17 protein-coding genes are annotated in these 18528 nt (G+C 29.0%); 3 read left to right on the top strand and 14 right to left on the bottom strand.

The annotated features are described in order from the left end of the window. Positions 1–269 precede the first annotated feature (269 nt). The 3 genes from rlmD to GOQ29_RS09345 all read right to left on the bottom strand — a co-directional run bounded on the left by rlmD (position 270) and on the right by GOQ29_RS09345 (position 2686). A complete protein-coding gene (rlmD, locus tag GOQ29_RS09355) occupies positions 270–1637 on the bottom strand; it encodes a 23S rRNA (uracil(1939)-C(5))-methyltransferase RlmD (protein ID WP_203372388.1) in 1368 nt (455 codons plus the stop codon). Positions 1638–1730: 93 nt separating this feature from the next. Beyond that, positions 1731–2207, bottom strand: coding sequence for a pyridoxamine 5'-phosphate oxidase family protein (locus tag GOQ29_RS09350; RefSeq protein WP_252187574.1), 477 nt, complete (start codon positions 2205–2207; stop codon positions 1731–1733). A 95-nt stretch (positions 2208–2302) separates the two neighbouring features. Continuing rightward, positions 2303–2686, bottom strand: a complete 384-nt coding sequence (locus GOQ29_RS09345; protein WP_203372386.1) for an ATP-binding protein — start codon at positions 2684–2686, stop codon at positions 2303–2305. Positions 2687–2873: 187 nt separating this feature from the next. Here GOQ29_RS09345 and rd point away from each other — a divergent pair, with 187 nt between their 5' ends. Then, complete coding sequence (gene rd, locus GOQ29_RS09340; RefSeq protein WP_203372385.1) at positions 2874–3035, top strand: rubredoxin; 162 nt, start codon at positions 2874–2876, stop codon at positions 3033–3035. A gap of 40 nt (positions 3036–3075) precedes the next feature. Here the strand turns inward: rd and yihA are convergent, their stop codons facing one another. From yihA to tig, 5 genes are all read right to left on the bottom strand, one after another. After that, positions 3076–3663 (bottom strand): ribosome biogenesis GTP-binding protein YihA/YsxC, encoded by a 588-nt coding sequence (gene yihA, locus GOQ29_RS09335; protein WP_203372384.1) that lies wholly within the window; start codon positions 3661–3663, stop codon positions 3076–3078. Next, on the bottom strand, positions 3663–6005 hold the full coding sequence (lon, locus tag GOQ29_RS09330) for an endopeptidase La (RefSeq protein ID WP_350446006.1): 2343 nt from the start codon (positions 6003–6005) through the stop codon (positions 3663–3665). The genes yihA and lon overlap by 1 nt, the downstream gene beginning before the upstream one ends. Positions 6006–6185: 180 nt before the next feature. After that, the gene (gene clpX / locus GOQ29_RS09325) at positions 6186–7457 is read right to left on the bottom strand and encodes an ATP-dependent Clp protease ATP-binding subunit ClpX (RefSeq protein ID WP_203372382.1); all 1272 of its coding nucleotides are present in this window, start codon (positions 7455–7457) and stop codon (positions 6186–6188) included. A 20-nt stretch (positions 7458–7477) separates the two neighbouring features. Beyond that, positions 7478–8062, bottom strand: a complete 585-nt coding sequence (clpP, locus tag GOQ29_RS09320) for an ATP-dependent Clp endopeptidase proteolytic subunit ClpP (RefSeq protein ID WP_203372381.1) — start codon at positions 8060–8062, stop codon at positions 7478–7480. A gap of 34 nt (positions 8063–8096) precedes the next feature. Continuing rightward, positions 8097–9383 (bottom strand): trigger factor, encoded by a 1287-nt coding sequence (gene tig / locus GOQ29_RS09315; RefSeq protein WP_203372380.1) that lies wholly within the window; start codon positions 9381–9383, stop codon positions 8097–8099. A 483-nt stretch (positions 9384–9866) separates the two neighbouring features. Here tig and GOQ29_RS09310 point away from each other — a divergent pair, with 483 nt between their 5' ends. Both GOQ29_RS09310 and GOQ29_RS09305 read left to right on the top strand, forming a co-directional pair. Further along, positions 9867–10124, top strand: coding sequence for a cysteine-rich small domain-containing protein (locus tag GOQ29_RS09310; RefSeq protein WP_203372379.1), 258 nt, complete (start codon positions 9867–9869; stop codon positions 10122–10124). Between the two features lie 126 nt (positions 10125–10250). Continuing rightward, a complete protein-coding gene (locus tag GOQ29_RS09305) occupies positions 10251–11219 on the top strand; it encodes a calcium/sodium antiporter (RefSeq protein ID WP_203372378.1) in 969 nt (322 codons plus the stop codon). 39 nt (positions 11220–11258) lie between these two features. Here the strand turns inward: GOQ29_RS09305 and GOQ29_RS09300 are convergent, their stop codons facing one another. From GOQ29_RS09300 to GOQ29_RS09275, 6 genes are all read right to left on the bottom strand, one after another. Further along, positions 11259–11831: a TVP38/TMEM64 family protein gene (locus GOQ29_RS09300; protein WP_203372377.1), complete on the bottom strand. Its 573-nt coding sequence runs from the start codon at positions 11829–11831 to the stop codon at positions 11259–11261. Between the two features lie 94 nt (positions 11832–11925). Continuing rightward, positions 11926–12867: a carbamate kinase gene (arcC, locus tag GOQ29_RS09295; RefSeq protein WP_203372376.1), complete on the bottom strand. Its 942-nt coding sequence runs from the start codon at positions 12865–12867 to the stop codon at positions 11926–11928. Positions 12868–13197: 330 nt separating this feature from the next. After that, a complete protein-coding gene (locus GOQ29_RS09290) occupies positions 13198–13494 on the bottom strand; it encodes a hypothetical protein (protein ID WP_203372375.1) in 297 nt (98 codons plus the stop codon). 293 nt (positions 13495–13787) lie between these two features. Next, a complete protein-coding gene (locus tag GOQ29_RS09285) occupies positions 13788–14972 on the bottom strand; it encodes a DUF5667 domain-containing protein (RefSeq protein WP_203372374.1) in 1185 nt (394 codons plus the stop codon). A 90-nt stretch (positions 14973–15062) separates the two neighbouring features. Further along, positions 15063–17687 (bottom strand): calcium-translocating P-type ATPase, SERCA-type, encoded by a 2625-nt coding sequence (locus tag GOQ29_RS09280; protein ID WP_203372373.1) that lies wholly within the window; start codon positions 17685–17687, stop codon positions 15063–15065. A gap of 173 nt (positions 17688–17860) precedes the next feature. Further along, complete coding sequence (locus GOQ29_RS09275; protein WP_203372372.1) at positions 17861–18379, bottom strand: tryptophan transporter; 519 nt, start codon at positions 18377–18379, stop codon at positions 17861–17863. Positions 18380–18528 lie beyond the last annotated feature (149 nt).

The raw sequence follows: 18528 nt of genomic DNA, 5'->3' as shown, positions 1-18528 counted from the left end.
TGTTGAAACTTTTATTGGAGATTTTATTCTTTTATCTTTTAAGGTATTGATTTTTTCTCCAATTTTTATTTAAAAGGTAATCCAAACAAAAACAATCATATATTCACTCACACCCTACCTTAGTTCAGTACTGACTGGACATATCTACTCAGTACCTATTTTTATAGCGATACGCACTTTAATTTCTCTATTAAATTTCTTATTTCTGAAATTTGCTATACCAGTACTAAAGGTACAATAATCGCAGAAGTGTGTAAATTCCTTGATTATTAGGAGTTTTGACGATATAGTATTGTCACGCACTCCACATGTGGCGTATGTGGAAACATATCCATACATTTCACTTTTTTCACTTCATACCCCAATGCTTTAAACTCCTGTAAATCCTCCGCTAAAGATGTAGGCTTACAGGATACATATACTAATCTTGAAGCATTAAAATCTGCTATTTTCTTTATTGCCTTTTTGTGTATTCCATTTCTTGGTGGATCCAGTATTATTAAATCTGGAGATCCTTTAAGATTATCTACTTCCACTAATACATCCCCTGCTATAAATTCACAATTATCTAAGTTATTTAATATCGCATTATCTCTGGCCTTTTCCACAGCCTCTTCCACTAATTCTATTCCTACCACCGTTTTAGCTACTGGAGCCATTATTTGAGCTATTGTTCCTGTACCACAATATAGATCAAATACTGTTTTATTATCTGTATCCCCTGCATACTCCCTAACTATTTCATAAAGTCTTTCTGCTCCTAAAGAATTTGTTTGAAAAAATGAAAAAGCAGATATATTGAAATTAAGTTCTAATAATTCTTCAGTTATATAATTCTCTCCATATAAAACACTAGTCTCGTCACTTTGTACTGCATCTGCTAAATTATCATTTATTGTATGTAGAAATCCTTTAAATTTTCCTATATATTGTATTTTTTTAAGTCTCTCTACTAATTCTTCTAGTTCCAATTTCATTTGAGAGCTAGTTACAAGATTCACTAATATCTCTCCAGTATTAGCTGTTTTTCTAACTACTAGATGTCTTAGTACTCCCTCATGTCTCATTTTATGATAAAAAGGTATATCTTTTTCTTTAAAATAATCTAAAACTGTAGATAAAATATCTGTAAAATCCTCATCTACTATTTGACAATAGGGTACTGATAGGATCTCATAGAATTTACCTTTTTGGTGCATCCCCAAGGATAACGGTCCATCCTTGTACTCATCTCCAAATGTAAACTCCATCTTATTTCTATATTCCCATATCTTTGGACTTCTTTCTATTCCTTCAAATTCAAAGTCTCTTATATCTGCTTTTTCTAGCAATTCTAATACTTGATCTTTTTTCATCTTTAATTGATCTTCATAGCTAAGGTTTTGATATTTACATCCTCCACAATCCCAAAAGTGTATACATCTTGGTTCTATCTCTCTCTCATGACGTTCTAGTACTTCTAAAAGATTTCCCTCTATTTTATTTTTTCTTTCCTTTTTAACTCTAGCCTTTACCTTCTGACCTGCCAAAGCATCCTTTATTATTACCTTTTTGCCATTATATTCTCCTATACCTTTATTAGGAAATTGCGTCTTATCTATTCTAACTTCAAACTCTTTTTTCTTCTTTCTTCCCATGTTTATATTCCTCACTTTCAACTATCTTAAGTCCTAGTATAATATATTATTAATCTAAAATAAACAAAAAAATACAGATGTTAAACATCTGTATTAAAATTCATCTTCCTTTATTTGAACTTCTCCATTCTTTAATACTTGTTTTGTTCTATTCCCTTCTTCCAAGGAATCAAGATATACTATTTCTTCTGGTATTATTTTAATTATCTTTATATCATTATGTTGTTCTAATAAATGTTTATCAAATATATATTTTTTTGCTTCCTCTATAATGCTACTATCATTAACACTTGTTGTAGCTTTACCAAATACCTGTGCTCCCTTTATTCTTTTATAATCTATATATTCGGTATTTACCAAAAAACATACATTATTATTATTTTCTATAGCTTTAAATTTATCTCCGCCTGCAGATAGAATATATATATCCATATCATTTCCTGTAAAATATATGACAGGACTACTCCTTGGATAATTTTCTAATACTGTAGCCAAAGTACCAGATCTGTGCTCATTTAATACATCATGAATTTCCCTTACTAATTCTTCTTTTGATAATTTATTATTCAAATACACCATCTCCTTTAATTTATTCTCTTATATTATTTATTAAAGAAGAATTTACTATTCATTTAATTGCAAAACAAAAACTCTCCTTTGGAGAGTTATAGATATCTTATAGCTATTACTCTATTATCTTTAACATAAAATTCATCAGTTAATCCATCAACTATTCTGAGTCCTCTTCCTCCTGTACTTAAAGAAGTAGGATCATAATCTTCTCTATTATATACAAATCCTTCTCCTTCATCCTTTATCTCTATCTTTAGATAATTTTCGCATACTTCTATGAAAAGCTTAACATGCTTTTTCTTATTTTCACTATTGCCATGTACTACACTATTACAAATAAGCTCATCTAATATAAGCCTTACATCAAATAATAATGAATTAGGCAATATTGATTGAAGCTTCTGTTCAATAAATTCCAAATCATCTTTGATATAAAGCAAATCACTCATTAGTGATTTTTCAATGATATAATTCAACGTCATCACACCATTCCGTTTTATTTCTACTCATTATTTACCCCTTAAAACAGTGAATAATCTCTTATAATTATTTTTATCTAAAAACACATATAATATAATCATAATTTTAATGTTTAAATGCTTAAAAATGTGGGTAATATTAAGATTAGTTACATAAATAATTTATATGAAAGGAGTTTTTATAATGCAAAAGTATGTATGTATACCATGTGGTTGGATTTATGATCCAGCAGAAGGAGATCCAGATGGAGGAATTGATCCAGGTACTGCATTTGAAGATATTCCAGATGATTGGGTATGTCCAGTTTGTGGTGCCTCAAAGGATATGTTTGAACCAGCAGAATAATTATATATTATTAATTAAAGGCTTCCCTAAGGAAGCCCTTTTATATGTCTAATATTTCATCTAATATATTCCATACTTTATCTTTATTTTGTTTCTTAGTAGCAGAAAAAGAAACTATTAATTTTCTATCCTCTATGCCTAATTCTCTAGATATAACCGCTATCTGTCTAGCCTGTTGATTTTTAGATAGTTTATCAGCTTTTGTGGCTACTACTATACCACTAAACCCAATAGATTTAATCCAATCATACATCATTTTATCATGCTCTCCTGGAGAATGTCTTATGTCTACTAACAATACCACTTCTCTCAAAGATTGTCTCTTTGTAAGATATCTATTAATCATATCTGCCCATTTTTCTCTCTCTTTTCTAGAAACCTTAGCATATCCATATCCAGGAAGATCAACGAATCTAAATGTATCATTAATATTATAAAAATTTATAGTTTGTGTTTTTCCTGGCTGACCACTAGTTCTAGCTAAATTCTTTCTATTAATAAGCGTATTTATTAAAGATGATTTTCCTACATTAGACCTTCCAGCAAGGGCTATTTCTGATATTCCTTCTGGAGGATATTGATGTTCCTTTACAGCTGTTATAATTATCTCAGCCTTTTTTACTAACATTATTTCTTCTCCTTAACTAGAGAATGATCTAATACTTCATCCATAGTTTTAACAAATACAAATTTAATATTTCTTTTAACTTTATCAGGTATTTCATCCATATCTTTTTTGTTATCCCAAGGTAACAATACTTTCTTAATACCTAATCGATTAGCAGCAAGTACTTTTTCTTTTACTCCTCCAATAGGTAACACTCTTCCCCTTAGAGTTATTTCTCCAGTCATAGCTACATCACCATTAACAGGAATATTAGTTAATGCAGATACCACGGCAGTTACCATAGTTATACCAGCTGATGGTCCATCCTTTGGTATTGCTCCTTCTGGAACATGAATGTGAATATCTCTATTAATATGAAATTCTTCATCTATACCTAATTCCTCTGTTTTTGATCTTATATAACTTATTCCTGTCATTGCAGATTCCTTCATTACATCCCCTAATTTTCCAGTCAATTGAAGTTTTCCTTTTCCAGGCATAGGAGTTACTTCAATAGATAGAGTCTCTCCTCCTACTACAGTCCAAGCAAGTCCTGTTGCTAAACCTACTTGATTTTCTCTATCAGTTTCTGAACGAGTAAATTTAGCAATTCCTAAATAATTGGATAAAGTTCTAGTATTTACTCTTACTTTCTCAACCTTATCTTCAACTATCCTCTTAGCTACTTTTCTCATAACATTTGCTATGTTTCTTTCTAAATCTCTTACCCCTGCTTCTCTAGTATAATCATTTATTATCTTTCTTATAGTATTATCTGATAAAGATATATTATTTTCTTTTAACCCATGTTCCTTTCTCTGTTTAGGTATTAAATATCTTCTTGCAATCTCTACCTTCTCTGCCTCTGTATATCCTGATATTCTTATGGTTTCCATTCTATCTAATAAAGGTCTTGGTATACTATTTAAAGAATTAGCAGTTGTTATAAACATCACCTTTGATAAATCAAAAGGTGCTTCTAAGAAATGATCTGTAAAAGTATTATTTTGCTCAGGATCTAATACCTCTAATAATGCTGAAGCTGGATCTCCTCTAAAATCACTATTTAATTTATCTATCTCATCAAATAAAAATACGGGATTTTTAGAACCTGCTTTTTTCATAGAAGATACTATTCTACCAGGAATAGCTCCTACATATGTTCTTCTATGTCCTCTTATCTCCGCTTCATCTCTTACTCCACCTAGAGACATTCTTACAAATTTTCTATTTAAAGCCCTAGCAATAGATTTTGCTATAGATGTCTTTCCTACTCCAGGAGGTCCAACTAAACATAGGATAGGTCCCTTCATATTTTTAGCTAATTTTCGTATAGCTAAATATTCTAATATTCTTTCTTTCACATCCTTTAACCCATAGTGATCTTCATCTAATATATCTCTAGATTTTTTAATATCATGTCTATCTTTAGTTTCAATATCCCAAGGAAGTTCTATTATCCACTCTAAATAATTTCTTATAATACCAGTTTCTGCTGAAGATGGAGACATTCTTCTAAGCCTCTCCGCCTCTTTTTTTGATTTTTCTTTTACTTCTTCAGGCATATCTATCTTTTCTATTTTCTCTATATATTTGTCAACTTCAGCCCCTAAATCCTTATCTTCACCTAATTCCTTTTGTATAGCTTTAATTTGTTCCTTAAGATAGTATTCTTTTTGAACCTTATTTATCTGATTTTTTACTCTATTATTTATTTCTTCTTCTATTTCCAAGACTTCAATCTCTTCTTTTAAAATAACATGAAGAATTTCCAATCTCTCATAAGGATTAAATGCCTCTAATATTTTTTGTTTGTCCTCTTGATCTAATTGAATATATGAAGATATAACATCAGCTAATCTGCCTGGTTCATTTATCTCAGAAATTGATATTAATACATCTGATGATACTTTATTCCCTGCACTTATATACTCTTCAAAACTATCTACTACCATTCTCATAATAGCTTTTATTTCTTTATCATCATCAATAGTCTTATCATATACATACTCTTCAATTTCTACTTCAAAATATGGTTCTTCTTGAATAACATTTCTTATTTTACCTCTATTTATACCTTCCACTAATACTCTTATTGTATCTCCTGGAAGTTTTAACATTTGCTTTATTTTACATACTGTTCCTACTTCATAAAAATCATCTGGGGTAGGCATATCTATCCTTACTTCCTTTTGAGAAGTCAAAAAAATCATAGAATCATTTACCATTGCTTCTTCTAATGCATTTACCGATTTATTCCTACCTACATCAAAATGTATAACCATATAAGGAAATATTGAAAGCCCTCTCAAAGGAATTAATGGTATCGTCCTTTTATTATTCTTCACCTTATATTTGTCCACCCTATCATCTCCTTTGTTTCTTTTGTTTGAAAAATATATAATTATAGCCATTTATTTTAATTTAAATTTTAAAATTTCCGGTAATTAATATTATAATCATAATATTAACATACTTCAATAGTATACCCTAAAATATTTAACTATATCAAAAGCCGAGGGAATAGCCCTCGGCTTCTAGATTTAAGAAGCTGTTTCTTCTTCATCTTTCTCTGAATTATTTTTCCTTTTTTCCGAAAGCACTAAGGTTGGCTCAGCTTTATTTTCAACAGTATCTTTTGTTATAAGACATTTTTCAATGTCATCTCTAGATGGTATATCATACATTATATTTAGCATAATATCTTCTAGAATTCCTCTTAAACCTCTAGCTCCTGTTTTTCTTTCTATAGCTTTTTCAGCTACTAATTTTAGAGCTTCTTCATCAAATTCTAGCTCTACACCATCCATATCGAATAATTCTTTATATTGTTTAACCAAAGCATTTTTAGGTTTAGTTAATATATCGACTAAAGCCTCTCTATCCAACTCATTTAAAGATACCACCACTGGAACTCTCCCAATAAATTCAGGAATCAATCCATATTTAAGCAGATCTTCTGGTTGAATTAATTTAAGAATTTCGCCAATGTCTTCAATCTTTTTACTTTGGATATCAGCGCCGAATCCCATTGCTTTCTTTCCAACTCTTTGCTGTATAATCTTATCAATACCATCAAAGGCTCCTGCAACAATAAACAAGATATTAGTAGTATCTATCTGAATAAATTCTTGATGAGGATGTTTTCTTCCTCCTTGAGGTGGAACACTAGCTACTGTCCCTTCAAGAATTTTTAATAATGCCTGTTGTACTCCTTCACCACTTACATCTCTAGTAATAGACGGATTATCAGATTTTTTAGCAATCTTATCAATCTCATCTATATAGATAATACCTTTTTCAGCTTTTTCTACATCATAATCTGCTGCTTGGATAAGTTTCAACAAAATATTTTCAACATCTTCACCTACATATCCCGCTTCTGTAAGACTTGTAGCATCAGCAATAGCAAAAGGAACTTTCAATATTTTTGCTAGTGTTTGAGCTAATAAAGTTTTACCAGCTCCTGTAGGACCAAGCATCAATATATTACTCTTTTGAAGCTCTATATCTTCATTGGTCTTTTTATTATTAATTCTTTTATAATGATTATATACTGCCACAGATAAAGCTCTCTTTGATCTATCCTGCTGAATAACATAATCATTTAAAATGTCATTTATTTCTGATGGTTTTGGTAATTCTTCCATCTCAAAATTTTCTGTGTCTTCAAATTCTTCCTCTATAATTTCTTGGCACAATTCTATACATTCATCACAAATATATACATTTGGCCCAGCTATTAATCTTCTTACTTGGTCTTGAGATTTCCCACAAAAGGAACATTTAAGTTGTTTATCTTCGAACCTTGCCATTAAGACACCTCTCTCAAAAGTTATTTCTTAGAACTGATAACCTCATCAATTAAACCATATTCTTTCGCCTCTTCAGCAGACATAAAATTATCTCTATCTGTATCTCGTGATATTCTGTCTATTGACTGTCCTGTCCTATCTGCTAATATTTGATTTAATTTATCTCTCATTTTTATGATTCTTTCTGCATGTATTTTAATGTCTGCTGCTTGACCCTGTGTTCCTCCTAATGGCTGATGAATCATCACTTCAGAATTTGGTAATGCATATCTTTTACCTTTTTCACCTGCAGCTAATAAGAATGCTCCCATGCTTGCACACATACCAACACATATTGTTGATACATCAGGCTTAATATATTGCATTGTATCATAAATTGCAAACCCAGAAGTAATTGAACCTCCAGGACTATTAATATAAAGTTGAATATCCTTATCTGGATCTTCTGCTTCTAAAAATAGCATTTGAGCTACAACTAAACTTGCTGTTACATCATTTATTTGATCACTTATAAATATTATTCTTTCCTTTAATAACCTAGAATATATATCATAAGATCTTTCTCCTCTATTAGTTTGTTCTACAACCATAGGTACTAACGCCATAATAAATCCCTCCTGGTATAATAATATTATTTAATTATGATAATTTTACATTTTCTACTAAGAACTCTACAGTCTTAGTTTTAATTATACCCATTTTAATAGATTCTAAATCTTCTTCTCTTAGATTCTTTCTAAACTTATCTACATCTTGATTATATTGTTCAGCATATTTCTTAAGTTCATTATCAACATCTTCATCTGATACCTGAATATTTTCTTCTTTACCCACAGCTTCTAATACTAAATCACTTTGAACCATTTTTTCTGCATTTGGTTTTAATTGTTCTTTTAAATCTTCAACTTTAGTATTTGTTAATTCTAAATATTTATCTAAATCTAAACCCTGTTGTCTCAATTTATAATCTAGATTTCTTATTTCATTATCCATTTTAACATCAATCATTACTTCTGGAATATCCATTTCTGCATTTTCTATTACTTTTTCAATAATTTTATTTTCTAATTCAAATTTTTCTTTATTTTTAGCTTCAGTTTCTAGTTTTTCCTTTATATCTTTCTTTAATTCTTCTAATGTATCAAATTCACTAACATCTTTTGCAAATTCATCATCAAGTTCTGGTAATTCCTTCTCTTTGATTTCATGAATTGTTACGTCAAACTTCGCTTCTTTTCCCTTTAACTCTTCTGCTTGATAATCTTCAGGAAAAGTCACATTCACTTCTACTTTTTCATCCTTATTCTTTCCTATTAATTGTTCTTCAAAACCTGGTATGAACTGTCCTGAACCAATTTCTAAAGATTGATTTTCTGCAGTTCCACCTTCAAACTGCTCTTCATCAACATATCCAGCATAGTCAATTACTACAGTATCTCCTTCTTCTACTGATCTATCTTCTACTTCTATAAGTCTAGAATTTCTATCTTGCATAGTCTTTAATTCATTCTCAACATCTTCATCTGATACATTATACTCAACTTTTTCTATTTCTATTCTTTTATAGTCGCCTAATTTAACTTCCGGCTTAACTGTAACTTCCGCTGTAAAAACTACATTTTCGCCCTTTTCTAGTTTTTCAATATCTATGTCTGGTCTATCCATAGGCTCTAAATCATTCTCTTCTATAGCATATTCATATGCATCAGGAAGTACAATGTTTATAGCGTCTTCATAAAAAACTCCCTCTCCATACCTTGATTCTATAATTTTTTTAGGAACCTTTCCTTTTCTAAAACCAGGAACATTAAACTTTCCTCTGTTCTTTAAGTACGCTTTCTGAACTGCCTCTTCAAATTTTTTATGGTCTACTTCAAATTTCAAAGTAACTTTATTATTTTCTTTCTTTTCTAATGTTGAATTCATTATTGTTCCTCCTTAAAAAAATGATATCTATATTTATACCCCGATGCAATCTTATTTAAAGGGTTTATAATTATAATATCCTATTTATATTAACCACTTAATTATATCATAAAATATATTATTGCCAAAAGATTAATTTTGACATTATACATACATATGAAAAAGACCAATGGGTATACCATTGGTTTATTATTTTTAAACCTTCTCCAACAAATTACATTATACATTAAAAAAAATAAAAGTCAATATCTATTCTTCAAATAGATACAATACAACTCAGAAAATAATTAATTTTTTTTAATATTTTATGCTTAATCATTAATATTCATGGTATATATATAATAACAATATAAAAAGGATGTGATTCCACCAAAATCAAATAATTTTACCCCAATATAGAAAAGAACATCTCTAAAAAGCAATGGAGATGTTCTTTCCTTTTATGTTATAATTGAAGAATATCAAACTAAAGGGGGCATTTAAATGAGTGAGAATTTTAAATTTTTTCAACACAAGACATGTGAATATTTTCCTTGTCATGATGTAAAAGATACTAGTAATTTCAATTGTTTATTTTGTTATTGTCCTTTATATGCATTAAAAGAAGATTGTGGAGGAAATTTTACATACAAAGATGGTTTAAAAGACTGTACAAATTGTACGATACCCCATAGTCCCAAAGGATATCACTATATAATGTCTAAAATAGGTAAGATAATAGAATTAGGAAGCAAAAAATAGATCAGGGAATTCCCTAATCTATTTTTTGTTCTACATATAAATTCAATTATAAAATCAAATAATAGATATATTAATATTTATATGATAAAATTATAAAAGAATTAGTTATTATAAGGGGTGACATTGTTGGATTATCTAATATTATTTATAGGATTCATAGCATTAATTAAAGGTGCTGACTTTTTTGTTGAAGGGGCTTCTTCTATAGCTAAAAAATTTGGACTACCTTCAATACTTATAGGTCTTACAATAGTTGCATTTGGTACGAGTGCCCCAGAAGCTGCCGTAAGCATAAAGGCCTCTATCGCTGGTTCCGATGGAATTGCGGTAGGTAATATAATTGGATCTAATATATTTAATACACTGTTAGTTATCGGGTCAGCAGCTACAATAAAACCAGTAAGAATAAAAATCAAAACAATTTTAAAAGAATTTCCTTTTCTTTTATTAGCTTCAAGTATGGCTTTTATTCTTAGTTATGATGTAGTTTTGCAAGGTTCTGATATAAACGTATTATCCAGAGGAGATGGAATTGTATTACTGGCAGTATTTCTAGTTTTTATATATTATCTTGTAGAAATGGCACTCTCATCTAATGATAAAAATGAAAACAATACTTTAATTGAAACCGAAGAAATAAAAGAAAAAACTTTAACTAAAAGTATACTTTTTATAGCCTTAGGTATGACCGGAATACTTTTAGGTTCAAAATGGGTAGTTTCTTCAAGTACCTCTATTGCTCTTTCACTAGGTATGAGTGAAACTTTAGTAGGACTTACTCTTGTATCTATAGGTACATCTTTACCTGAATTAGTAACATCTATTGTCGCAGCATTTAAAGGTGAAAGTGATATTGCAGTTGGTAATGCCATAGGCTCAAATATGTTTAATATTGTATTTATTTTAGGTATAACCTCTGTTATTAAACCTTTACCTATTGAAAGCAAAGTATTTTTTGATATGTTATACCTCTTGGTTGCTACAGCGATCACTTATTTATTTGCTACAACAGGAAAAAGAACTAATAGGTTTGAAGGAATGTTTCTATCATTATCATATATAGGTTATATGACTTTTATCTTAATAAGGCAGTAAGTATTAATTTTAAAATTAATACTTACTGCCTTATTAAATTTATATAATATAATCTAAATATGAACCCATAAAAGAATAAAATAATATTTTAGGCAACACCCCAAGAATAGTTCCTAATATAAAATCATTATAATCTATATTACATACCCCTGCTCCAAAACTAATAGGATCAAAAGGAAAGGCCGGAGTTATTCTCATAAAAAATAATCTCTTTATTATTCTATTATCATCAATATCTTTTATTTTATATATATATTTTTCAAGTTTTAATATTTCTAAAACTCTTCTAAACCTATTCTGAAATATCCTTGAAACTTTAAAAGACAAAGTAGAAGATATTATTATTCCTAAAAAAGTATATATACTTCCCTCTATAAATCCAAAAACTATACCACCTGATATAAAAAAAACAGTCGTTGGTATTAGAAGAAAGGGTCTTATACAGTTTAATAATATATATATTAAAATTCCTAAAGTCCCCAAACTATCTACAAGTTTCTGTATGTTTTCGACATTTATATCAGCTCTTCTTATTCCATTTTTATTTAAAATATAAAATCCTATAATAACAATAATAAATGTCAAATACATTATTAACTTATTCTTTTTCATTAATATAATCATTCCTCTTTTTCTCTATGATCTATTATTATATTATATAGCATAAATTAAAAAACTTCTTGTATTTCTACAAGAAGTTTTTTAATTATTTTTCAGACTTATATACCTTAGTTCCACTTTTACCAGCTAATGCATCCTTAGCTTTCTCAAGAGATGCAATAATTGTATTTCTTCCAATTTTTGAATCTGCAAATTTAATAGCAGCTTCAACTTTTGGAAGCATACTTCCTGGTGCAAAGTGATTCTCTTCTATATATTTCTTTGCTTCTTCAACTGACATTTCTTCTATATCTAACTGATCAGGTTTTCCAAAGTTAATTGATACCCTGTCTACTGCAGTTAATATAAATAAATAGTCAGCATCTAATATTTCAGCCATCTTTTCACTAGCAAAATCCTTATCAATCACTGCTGGTACTCCTTTTAAAGAATTTTCTTCTTTAACTACTGGTATTCCACCACCACCAACAGTTATAACTATTTGACCTTTTTTTACTAAAGCCTTTACAGTTTCCTTTTCAACTACATCAACAGGTTTTGGAGAAGGTACTACTCTTCTATATCCTCTACCAGAATCCTCTATCATGTAATACCCTTTTTCTTCATTAAGTTCCTTTGCTTCTTCCTTCGTATAGAAGCTACCTATTGGTTTAGATGGGTTTTTGAATGCTTGATCATCCTTATCTACTACAACTTGTGTAACTATTGTAGCTACTGGTTTTTCTATATTTCTTTTCTTTAATTCTTCACCAATAGCATTTTGTAGGTGATATCCAATATATCCTTGACTCATAGCTCCACATTCAGGGAATGGCATAGATGGTACAGCCGATTCTGTATTAGAAGCTACCTCCATTGCTAAATTGATCATACCAACTTGTGGACCATTACCATGGGCAATTACCACTTCATTGCCTTCTTCAATAAGATCTACAATAGGTTTTGCAGTGTTTTTTACAAGATTAAGTTGTTCCTCTGGTGTTTTGCCTAATGCATTACCACCTAAAGCTATAACTATTCTACTCATAACTTACCCTCCCAATTTTTAATGATAATTAATTAAATATTGATACAAACCTAATATACTTATTATATTAGCCTATATAATAAGTACTTTATGTATCATAAAAAATTTTTCATAAGTTTTCTTATTATAATACCCTATTAAAAGAATATTAATAAAATAAGCTTCCCTAATATCATTAAATATATAGGTTTAAACTCATTTACGTATATTCTATCATATTCTGCATAAAAATTCATGGAAATTTCAAGTTTTAAATTATTTTTTATCAAAAAAAAGAGATGTTTAAACATCTCTTTTCATTAAGAAAGTAATTTTATCTTAATTTAAAAATTATCTATTTAAAAAAGGAATTAACTTTTTTATATTCATCCTCTTGCTTGTCTTTTTTCCTATATCATTCTTATTAATATCTTTATCCATATTCAATAACTTTTTAGATTTATTTAAATCTTTCTTACTTACATATAATTCTACACCATATACGGTCATAGCTGTATGTATTTTTAGATAATCTCCTGTTTCCTTATATTTCCGATATACAATTATATCATTTTCATTTAATATTTCTTCTATTCTTTCAACTTCTTCATCATTAGAAACTTTTATAAGAAAAACAGAATCATCCATTATACTCCTCCTAACAATAATAATATAATAAAGTTCAACCCCTTATCGAAAAAACATAAAACTAATCATTCTTTATCTATACTTTACCATATTATTAATGTATTTTTGTCAAATTTTTAAAATTCTTCAGGCTTTTTGTAACTTTAGTTCTACAGTCCTATCTCTCATTGTATTTAAACTTCAATTAAAGTTTTTTAACATTATTAAATTTTGATTGGGTTAACTTTTAAAATAAAAAAGATTGCCGTAAACGGCAATCTTTTTACTAATAACTGGAGCTCTATTCTATATAATTAATTTTTCTTTTTATTGTTATTTTTTTCTACTTTCTTCTCTTCTTCTTTTTGCTTTTTAGCTTCTTCTCTTGCCTTTTCTGCTGCTTTCTTAGCCTCTTCTCTTTTTTCTTCTGCTATTTTTTTCTCTTCTTCTTTTTCTTTCTTAACTTCCTCTTTCACTTCTTTTTCTATTTTCTTTTCTTCTTTCTTTATTTCTTTTTCTATCTTTTTCTCTTCTTCTTTTTGCTTTTTAGCTTCTTCCTTTACCTTTTCTGCTGCTTTCTTAGCCTCTTCTCCTTTTTCTTCTGCTACTTTTTCCTCTTCTTCACTATTTGACTCATCATCTATATCTTCATCTTCTATTTTTTCATCATCATCTATATCTTCATCTTTAATATCTTCATCTTCAACATCTTTATCTTCTACATCTTCATTTGAAGCTACTACAGTTTTCATTTCTGTAAATGCTGTAGTAAATTCTTCTCTAGCTAAATCATAAGCTGATTTTGATTCCTCTACTAAAGATTCCGCTATCGCTATTAATTCCTCAGAACCATGTTTTTGAAGTTTTTTAAGAAGAACTTTTGCATGCACATAGCTTTTTCTTGCATCATTTAATTCATGTCGTTTAGCTACCATATTATGTACAGCTTCTTTTACAGATACATTATCTGTATCTTCGTCTTCAACGTCTTTATCTTCAACATCTTCATCTTCAACATTTTTGTCTTCAATATCTTCATCTATAATATCTTCATTCTCTATATCGGATATAAGCGAATTTAATTCATCTATTTTTGCTTCAAAATCTGATAATGCATCTTCAGATAAATTAAACTTTCCATCTTCTAATAATGTTTCACTATCAAGTAATCTTTTTTCGGCTACCTCTTGTAATAACTCTAATTTCTTCTCTTCATCAAAAGTTAAAGAAGCTCTTAAACTATCAACTAATTTCTCAAATTGATATAAAAACCTATCTTTTAAACTAGTTTCATCTACTTCTTCAATGTCCTCTTCTGTTATTTCATCCTCAATTAATTCATCATTCAAATTTTCTGTCTCTTCTTCAATAATTAAATCATCTGTTAATTCTTCTTCCTCTTTTGGTACAATAGTATTTTCATCTCGTAATGCAAATGCTCCATTACTAAATACCATAAATAAAACCATAATTCCCACTAATACTTTTACTTTTTTCATTTTTTCTCCTCCTAATATGTATTATCTTTCTCTACTATATAATACATATATAAATACATATTTTTAGGGGTATTTTAGAAATTTTATAATTTAATTTCTTATTTTTTTAATGACTTCAGAAATTGTCATTGAAACTAAAGGCAATAATATTACATACATCCAATGAGTTCCATTTAAATTTGCCAACTCAAATATCTCTCTTAACGGTGGAATAAATACTACACTAAACAACAATATTCCTGACAATAATATAGCTCCTATCAAATACTTATTAGTAAACAATCCTGTTTTAAATATACTTTTATCCAAAGATCTCACAGTAAAACTATTAGCAAATTGAGATAGTGCAAGAGTAATAAGTGCCATTGTTCTTCCCGTTTCAACACTTGTTTTTCTCCCAATATTAAAAGCAAATATTGTAACTAAACCTATTACTATACCTTTAATAAATATGCTTAAACCTAGTCCATGGGCAAATATACTTTCTTTCGATTCTCTTGGTTTTCTATCCATTATTCCTTTTTCGGGTGGATCCACTCCCAATGCTAATGCAGGAAAACTATCTGTTATTAGATTTATCCATAATATATGTATTGGCAATAGTGGTGTAGGTAAGCCTATAACTAAAGATATGAATAATGCAACTATCTCTCCTACATTACATGATAATAAATAATGTATAGATTTTTTTATATTATCAAATATACTTCTTCCCTCTTCTACAGCTGAAACTATCGTAGAAAAATTATCATCCGTCAATATCATATCTGAAGCTTCTTTAGACACATCTGTGCCAGTTATACCCATAGCGCAACCTATATTAGCTCTTTTTAATGCTGGAGCATCATTAACTCCATCCCCAGTCATTGCTACAACCTTATCGTGACTCTGCCATGCCTTTACAATTTTTACTTTATGTTCAGGAGACACTCTAGCATATATTGAATATTTTTCAATATTATCTGCTAATTCCTCATCAGTCATTTTTTCTATTTCCTGTCCTTCTATTGCTTCACCTTCATCATCTAAGATTCCTAATTCCTTTGCTATTGAAATAGCAGTTATTTTATAATCTCCTGTTATCATTACAGGTTTTATCCCTGCTCTCTTACATTCGGATACAGATAATTTAACCTCTTCCCTTGGTGGATCAATCATTCCACTCATTCCAACAAATATTAAGTCTTTTTCTATAGTATTACTATTAATATATTCAGGAATATCTGATATATCTTTATATGCCAATCCTAATATCCTTAACGCCTTTTCTGCCATTGATTTATTTTCTTCTATTATCTTTTTCTTTTGAACTTCTGTAATTTCCTTTATTTCATCTCCTATTAATATACCTTTACATCTTTCTAAAATTACATCTATAGCTCCTTTAGTATATACTCTATATCTATCATTAATATTATGAATTGTAGACATCATTTTCCTATCTGAATCAAAAGGAACTTCATTTACCCTTTGCATTCCCATTTCTAATTCTTTTCTATATAGTCCATTTTTTTGTCCCAATACAATTAAAGCTACTTCAGTAGGATCTCCTATCGTTTTCTTTTCTCCATTATCCTCTTCTATAGATGCATCATTACACATTAAACCTGTCATAACTGCCATTTTTTCATCTTTATTCTCAATATTTAAATCTTCAGAATCTATCAATCTATCATAAGTATAAAGTTTCGTTACTGTCATTTTATTTTGAGTTAATGTCCCTGTTTTATCTGAACATATAACAGAAGCAGTTCCTAATGTTTCTACAGCAGGAAGTTTCCTTATAATAGCATGTTTTTTTATCATTCGTTGAACACCTAAAGATAACACTATAGTAATAATAGCAGGTAAACCTTCAGGAATTGCTGCTACTGCTAAAGAAACAGCTAACATAAACATTTCAAATACTTCTCTTCCTTGAAAATATCCAATTAAAAATATAATACCACAAACCACTAAGGCTATTGCACCTAACCATTTACCTAATTCTTCTAATTTTTTCTGTAAAGGTGTTTGTAAATCATCTTGAGATTCTATCATTTTAGCTATCTTACCAATTTCTGTACTCATGCCTGTTTCTGTTACAATTACTTTGCCTCTCCCATTAGTTACTAAACTTGTAGAATATACCATATTCTTTCTATCACCTATAGGTACATCTTCTCCTTCTGGTATGGATAATTCCTTATTAACTGGAACAGATTCTCCGGTAAGAGCCGATTCTTCTACTTTTAAACTTGCACTTTCAATGAGTATACCATCTGCTGCTATATAATCTCCTGCTTCTAATACAAGTATATCTCCGGGAACTATCTCTTCCGATTTCATTTCAATTATACTTCCATTTCTTATTACCTTTGCCATAGGTTTTGACATGTTTTTTAATGCCTTTAAAGATTCCTCTGCTTTATTTTCTTGTACTAATCCTAGTATTGCGTTTAATAATATTATTGCGGTTATTATAATCGCATCTTTAAATTCTCCTAAAAATCCAGAAACTATAGCTGCTACTATAAGAATTATGACCATAAAATCTTTAAACTGATTTATAAATCTTTGAAATAATGTTATCCTTTCTTGTCCCTCCAATTCATTTAAACCATACTTTTCTTTTCTTTCCTCAACTTCTTCTTTTGAAAGTCCTTTGTTAGAATCAACTTTTAATTCATCCATTACTTCCTCAGGTCTTTTTTTATACCATAGTTCTGAACTCAAATATTATACCTCCTTAAAAATCATGCTATTATTAATACAATCTATTACATCATTATATTTAAAATACCCTTATAAATATTCTATATTCATTTTAACATCGAATATTTTTCTACAATAATCTATATATTTCCCAGGTAATATTCGACTTTATATACAACTCATAAACTTAATCCTTATAGAAAACTATAAGGATTAAGTTTCATACTAGTTCTTATAGCTTTATATAAAATAACACCTACTATAGTATTCAATAATGTTGCAGGCATAACAATTGACACTACTAAGGCAAAAAAACTTAAAGGAAGCCCCGCAATAATGCTTGCAAAAAATAAGAATACTAATCCACTTATCAGAGTACCTACAAACAAAACTCCAATCATAAGAATTTGTTCTTTGACTCTTCTTCCTATTAATCTAATAAAAAGAAAAATTACAATTGTAGTAACTAATTTATCAATAATATTTGCTATCTGTCCTCCTGGGAATCCAGTTGTTAATGCAGAAAATATTCCTACAACCAAACCTGATATTATACATATCTTAAAATTCTTACTATTAAATAAAATTACTATAAAAAGCATTACTAACGAAAAATCTGGTTTCATACCAAGTACTAAAGATGGAGTAATCTGATGTAAAAGAGCTCCTATTCCAAGTAACAATGAATTTAATACAAATTTTTTCAAGTTCATAAAAACACTCTCCTCTAATTTATTAAACTTACTCTGATTTTTAAATTCATAATTTCTTCACATCAATATCACCTCCATATTTTTCAATAAAAAATGCGGATAAAAAGCGTATCCGCTTCGCTAGGGAAACCTAGTTTCCCTTCGACGGT

Origin of the sequence: Anaeromonas gelatinilytica, from assembly GCF_016820635.1 — a bacterium.
Classification (GTDB): domain Bacteria; phylum Bacillota; class Clostridia; order Tissierellales; family SIT17; genus Anaeromonas; species Anaeromonas gelatinilytica.
This window is presented reverse-complemented; position numbering and strand designations above follow the sequence as displayed.